Genomic DNA, 5,412 nt, shown 5'->3' with positions numbered 1-5,412 from the left:
AAGCATAACATTAATTTTATAAAATAATGATTATTGAATGTATTAATTGTAATAAAGTATTTGAAGTAAATTCAGAACTTATTCCTGAAAATGGAAGAACTATTCAGTGTGGTTCGTGTAATCATGTTTGGTTTTATAATCCAAAAATTACAGATATTAAAAAAGAAATAAAACAGGATGTTAAAATTGATGTCAAAGAAAAACCAACTATAAGTCAAACAAAAAAAAATGAAGCAAAAACATTTAAAGAAGAAAGCTATTCTAAATTAAAAGATAAAAAAAATTATGAGATAACAAGATATAAACCAAGAAAAAGTTTATCATTTACTAAATTAGTTTCGTATTTTATTGTACTTTTGATAACTTTTGTTGCTTTATTAGTTATCATAGATACTTTTAGTACGTATTTATATCAATTATTCCCTTCTCTTGAGCTTGTTATATTTAATCTTTTTGAGATATTGAAAGATATTAAATTATTTATTAAAGACTTAGTTTAATCATGATTAATTACTTATCTAAACCTTTTAAATGGTTTTTTAAACTTGAAGCAGCTAGCGGTTTAGTTTTACTATTTGCGGCTATAATTGCACTAATAATCAGCAATTCTAATTTATCTGATTTATATTTTTCAACGTTAAATAAATACCTATTTTTAGGTATTAACAATTTTGGGTTAAAATTATCTGTCTTACATTGGATTAATGACGCCTTAATGGCAATATTTTTTTTCTTTGTCACTTTAGAAATAAAAAGAGAATTTTTACAAGGAGAACTTTCAAATATAAAACAAGCTTTACTCCCAATAATTGCTGCTGTAGGTGGCATGTTGGTTCCTGCATTATTTTACGTATTTATAAACTTTGGTGACAGCGAAACTATGAATGGATGGGCCATTCCCTCTGCTACCGACATTGCTTTCTCACTTGGTGTATTATCTCTATTAGGAAAGAGAGTGCCGTTATCTCTAAAAGTTTTTTTAACCGCTTTAGCAATTATTGATGACTTAGGAGCGATAGTTATCATTGCTTTATTTTATTCAGGTGATTTGAGTATTAAATACCTAACGCTTATGCTGTTAGCTTTTATTGCCCTGTTAGTGATAAATAAATTTAATATAAAAAAATTTTTACCTTACTTAGTTGTAGGTATATTTCTGTGGGACTTTACACATAATTCAGGTATTCACGCTACTATTGCTGGAGTTTTATTAGCAATGACCATACCTCACCGAAAGAAAGAAAAAGATTTTTCTTTGTTAATCAAAGTTGAACATGCAATAAGTCCCTACGTAGCTTTTGGTATTATGCCTTTATTTGCTTTTGCCAATGCAGGAGTATCTCTGGAGGGCTTATCTTTTAGTTCTTTATTAGATAAAGTGCCACTCGGAATTTTATTAGGATTATTTGTAGGTAAACAATTAGGTGTCTTTGTATTTTCATATGTATCAATTAAAACAAAAATTGCTCAAATGCCTAATAATTCAAATTGGTATAACTTTTATGGTGTGGGTGTTTTAACTGGTATTGGTTTTACAATGAGTCTTTTTGTTGGAAATTTAGCTTTTGTTGAGAATATGCAATATATGGATGGTGTAAAAATAGGAGTACTAACTGGGTCATTTTTATCCACTTTATTTGGTTACTTCTTAATACTACTTACGCCTAATAAATGACAAAAAAATTTATATTAGGTTTTACAATCATTATGTTTTTTTTTAAAAGTTCAGCTAACGCAAATTATGAAAAAACTTTTTTTGATCTAAATATTGAGAGCATATCGGGCGATATAATAAATTTTAGTGATTTTAAAAATAACACAGTATTAGTTGTAAATACAGCAAGCTATTGTGGATTTACAAATCAATATGAGGAACTTCAAATTCTTTGGGATAGATATAAAAGTAAGGGTTTAATTGTTCTTGCTGTACCGTCAAATTCATTTAATCAAGAGAAAAATAAAAACTCAGAAGTTAAAGAATTTTGTGAAGTAAATTTTAATATCACATTTCCACTTTCAGTTATTACAGAGGTAAAAGGAAATAATGCACATGAGTTATTTAAATGGGCTAAAACTAATCATGGTAGCTCAGCAGTACCAAAGTGGAATTTTCATAAGATTTTAATAAACAAAGAGGGAAAAATTGAGGATACATTTTCCTCTTTCACTAAACCATTATCAAATAAAATAATTAATAAAATAGAGAGTATTTTATAAATTTAGAGTAAGCCCATCGAAAGCAGGCATTGTGTTTTTTGGTAAAATTTTCATGAGAACTTTGTAATCTAATACTGGAGATAAATTGGTTAAAATAGCTTTTTTAGGTTTGAACTTTCTTATCATAGAAAGGGAGGTCTCTAAGTTAAAATGTGATGGATGGTAATTATACCAAAGGCAATCTATGACTAAAAACTTCAAATTTTTAAAATATCTAAAATCTTTAGTGTAAATTTTACTTACATCGCTTATATAAGCCAATTTCTTATCAATTATAAAGCAATTAGATTTCACTTTTCCGTGTTCAACTTTAATAGATTTAACAGAAATTTTTTTCTTATTATTAGATGTAAAAAAAGTTTTTGGTAATTTATGCAATTTTAAAGTAGCAGGATACTCTCTAGAGTAGCTTTTGAATATATATGAAAAACTATTTTTTAAATATTTAGAAGTAAATGGATCAGCATATACATTGATTTGGTTTTTGCTACTTATATAAAATGATCTTAGATCATTTATTCCATGTGTTTGATCACCATGCATGTGTGAAAAAAGCACTTTATCTATTTTTTTAATCTTATGTCTTAATAATTGTTGACGTAAATCAGGTGAAGTATCGATCAATATATTTTGATTAGAGGTTTTTAATAGTGCAGAACATCGTGTTCTATAATTCTTCTTGATTTTAGGATCACAATTACCAAAAAAACCATCTGGTCTTGGTACACCCATTGAACTACCACAACCAAGTATTATAAACTTCATACAGTTTTAATTAAAAAAAAGATTATTAAAATTGTTAGTGGTAATTTTGATAAGTTCAGATTTTTCAATCCCCTTTATTTCTGCAAGTTTGGCTGCAGTAAAATCTATAAATGATGGTTCATTTTTTTTTCCTCGATTTGGCACTGGAGCTAAAAAAGGACTATCTGTTTCAATAAGAATTCTATCTAATGGAAGAGAGTTAAATGTATTCTGAAGATCAACAGAATTTTTAAAAGTGATAATACCACTTGCAGAAAAATAAGAATTAAATTTTAAAAGTTTTTCTGCAAATTTTTGAGATCCTGTGAAGCAATGCATCAAAATTTTTAACTTTTCATCTTTATATTCATTTAATACTTCGTAAGTTTTTTCTTCGGCATTTCTTGAATGAATAATTAATGGTATATTTGCTTCTAATGCAGCTTTAATGTGCATTTTAAAACTTTCTATTTGTTTATCTCTATCTGAATTTTCATAATAAAAATCAAGACCAGTTTCCCCAATTCCAATAATTTTTTTATTTTCATTTAAATTTTTTGTAAAAAATTCTGAGTTAACGTTATTTTTATCTGCCTCATGTGGGTGTATTCCAATTGTACCAAATATAATTTCATCTCTATTTACAATGTCTTTAACTCTGGAAAAGCTTTCAATAGATGTTGAGATTGTTAATAATTTTTTAACACCAATTTCTTTTGATCTTTGTATAACATTTTTTAGATCACTAAATAATGGCTCATGATCTAGATGACAATGTGAATCAATCATTTTCTTTTTCTATTTTGTTAAATAATATATCAATTTTATTAATAGCACTTCCTTTTTTTAAAAATTCATTATTTCCAATTGACTGAAAAATTACATCTTTTTCCTCAAGATTGAAAATTTTAAGTGCTTTAAGAGATGATTGCGGAATAATTGGATATAATAAAAAGGTTACTTTTCTAACAATTTCAAGAGTTGTATAAACTATTGTATTTAACCTAATTTTATCATCTTTTTTTTTCCACGGCTCCTGGTCATTAAAATATTTATTGGCTTCAAATAATCGATTTACAATATAATCAATATAATAGTTAATATTTTGATTATCTATTTCCGATCTCAAATTGTCTAAATTCTGACTATATTCATCTAAAATTTTTATATCATCATTTTCAAATTTAATTTTTTCTGGCACCTTGCTATCACAATTTTTAATAACAAATGCAGATACACGTTGACATAAATTACCAAAATTATTGGCTAAATCACTATTAATACAATCCTCTAATCTTTCTTGAGAAATATTACCATCATTTCCAAATGAAACTTCTTTTATCAAATAATATCTCAAAGGATCCAGTCCATATTGTTTTATAATTTCTAATGGATCCAATATATTTCCTTTTGATTTTGACATTTTTTCCTCATTAGATAATATCCATCCATGTCCGTAAACTTTTTTTGGAGGAGTAATTTTTGCGGCCAATAGGAACGCAGGCCAATATATTGCGTGAAATCTTAATATATCTTTTCCAATCAAGTGAACAGATGCTGGCCAAAATTTTTTATATAATTCATCATCTTTATTGGGATAATTTAAAGCACTTATATAATTAGTGAGAGCATCTAACCATACATATATGACATGATCATCATCATTTGGAACTTTAATACCCCATGAAAAACTTTTTCTACTTACTGACAAATCTTTTAATCCACTTTTAACAAAACTTATAACCTCATTTTTCCTAGATGCTGGAGAAATAAAATCAGGATTTTTTTCATAAAATTCTAATAATGCCTTTTCCCACTTAGATAATCTAAAAAAATAAGATTCCTCATCAACCCATTCAACAGGAGATTTAGATGATATGGCTACTTTTTTATTATCAAGATCTTCAATCTCATCCTCATTGTAGAACGCCTCATCCGACACTGAATACCAACCAGAATATTTTGATAAATAAATATCATCATTTTTTTTTAATTCTTCCCATAAATATTGAACAGATTTTTTGTGTCGAGACTCAGTAGTTCTTATAAAATCACTATTTGTTAAATTTAAAGTTTTTGATAAATTCTTGAATGTTTTGCTAATTTCATCACAGAACGCAAGAGGTTCAACTCCTTTTTTTTCTGCAGCTCTTTGAATTTTTAAACCGTGCTCATCAGTCCCAGTCAGAAAATAAACTTTATATCCATCTATTCTTTTAAACCTGGCAAAAAAATCAGCAATAATACTTGAATAAGCATGTCCCATATGAGGTTTGGCTGAGGGATAATAAATAGGTGTTGTAATATAGTAATTTTTATCCATTTAAAAGTTTTGAATTTATTTCTAAAAATAAAGATTCGTCATCTAAATTGAATTTCTTAAAATCATTAATTCTTTTCAAAAAATAATTGTAAATATCTAAATTTGAAACTGAAATATTTTTTATCAAA

General features: G+C 26.8%; 6 protein-coding genes. 3 read left to right on the top strand and 3 right to left on the bottom strand.

Annotated elements, in window-relative coordinates; translation table 11 throughout:
- The first annotated feature begins 26 nt into the window (after nt 1-26).
- From ACTT83_RS06440 to ACTT83_RS06430, 3 genes are read left to right on the top strand one after another with little or no spacing between them, the layout of a single operon-like run.
- Nucleotides 27-500 (top strand): zinc-ribbon domain-containing protein, encoded by a 474-nt coding sequence (locus tag ACTT83_RS06440; protein ID WP_440919258.1) that lies wholly within the window; start codon nt 27-29, stop codon nt 498-500.
- A gap of 2 nt (nt 501-502) precedes the next feature.
- On the top strand, nt 503-1,675 hold the full coding sequence (gene nhaA / locus ACTT83_RS06435) for a Na+/H+ antiporter NhaA (protein ID WP_440919257.1): 1,173 nt from the start codon (nt 503-505) through the stop codon (nt 1,673-1,675).
- Nucleotides 1,672-2,217 (top strand): glutathione peroxidase, encoded by a 546-nt coding sequence (locus ACTT83_RS06430; RefSeq protein ID WP_440919256.1) that lies wholly within the window; start codon nt 1,672-1,674, stop codon nt 2,215-2,217. The genes nhaA and ACTT83_RS06430 overlap by 4 nt, the downstream gene beginning before the upstream one ends.
- On the opposite strand, the gene ACTT83_RS06425 is transcribed toward ACTT83_RS06430, so the two are convergent.
- Genes ACTT83_RS06425 through metG form a run of 3 tightly spaced genes read right to left on the bottom strand, consistent with a single transcriptional unit; the run spans nt 2,212 to nt 5,284 of the window.
- Nucleotides 2,212-2,982, bottom strand: a complete 771-nt coding sequence (locus ACTT83_RS06425) for an MBL fold metallo-hydrolase (RefSeq protein ID WP_440919255.1) — start codon at nt 2,980-2,982, stop codon at nt 2,212-2,214. The two genes, ACTT83_RS06430 and ACTT83_RS06425, sit on opposite strands and share 6 nt — an antisense overlap.
- Nucleotides 2,983-2,988: 6 nt before the next feature.
- Nucleotides 2,989-3,750 carry a TatD family hydrolase gene (locus tag ACTT83_RS06420; RefSeq protein ID WP_440919254.1) on the bottom strand — a complete coding sequence of 254 codons (762 nt, stop codon included), beginning with the start codon at nt 3,748-3,750 and terminating at the stop codon, nt 2,989-2,991.
- On the bottom strand, nt 3,743-5,284 hold the full coding sequence (metG, locus tag ACTT83_RS06415) for a methionine--tRNA ligase (RefSeq protein WP_440919253.1): 1,542 nt from the start codon (nt 5,282-5,284) through the stop codon (nt 3,743-3,745). Before metG ends, ACTT83_RS06420 begins: the two co-directional genes overlap by 8 nt.
- Nucleotides 5,285-5,412: the final 128 nt, after the last annotated feature.

This window comes from Candidatus Pelagibacter sp. (assembly GCF_052049775.1).
Taxonomy (GTDB): Bacteria; Pseudomonadota; Alphaproteobacteria; order Pelagibacterales; family Pelagibacteraceae; genus Pelagibacter.
This window is presented reverse-complemented; position numbering and strand designations above follow the sequence as displayed.

Bases quoted from the DNA above. Each gene is read 5' to 3' on its own strand.
- metG (WP_440919253.1), bottom strand. From the start codon at position 5,284: ATGGATAAAAATTACTATATTACAACACCTATTTATTATCCCTCAGCC.
- nhaA (WP_440919257.1), top strand. From the start codon at position 503: ATGATTAATTACTTATCTAAACCTTTTAAATGGTTTTTTAAACTTGAA.
- ACTT83_RS06420 (WP_440919254.1), bottom strand. From the start codon at position 3,750: ATGATTGATTCACATTGTCATCTAGATCATGAGCCATTATTTAGTGAT.
- ACTT83_RS06440 (WP_440919258.1), top strand. From the start codon at position 27: ATGATTATTGAATGTATTAATTGTAATAAAGTATTTGAAGTAAATTCA.
- ACTT83_RS06430 (WP_440919256.1), top strand. From the start codon at position 1,672: ATGACAAAAAAATTTATATTAGGTTTTACAATCATTATGTTTTTTTTT.
- ACTT83_RS06425 (WP_440919255.1), bottom strand. From the start codon at position 2,982: ATGAAGTTTATAATACTTGGTTGTGGTAGTTCAATGGGTGTACCAAGA.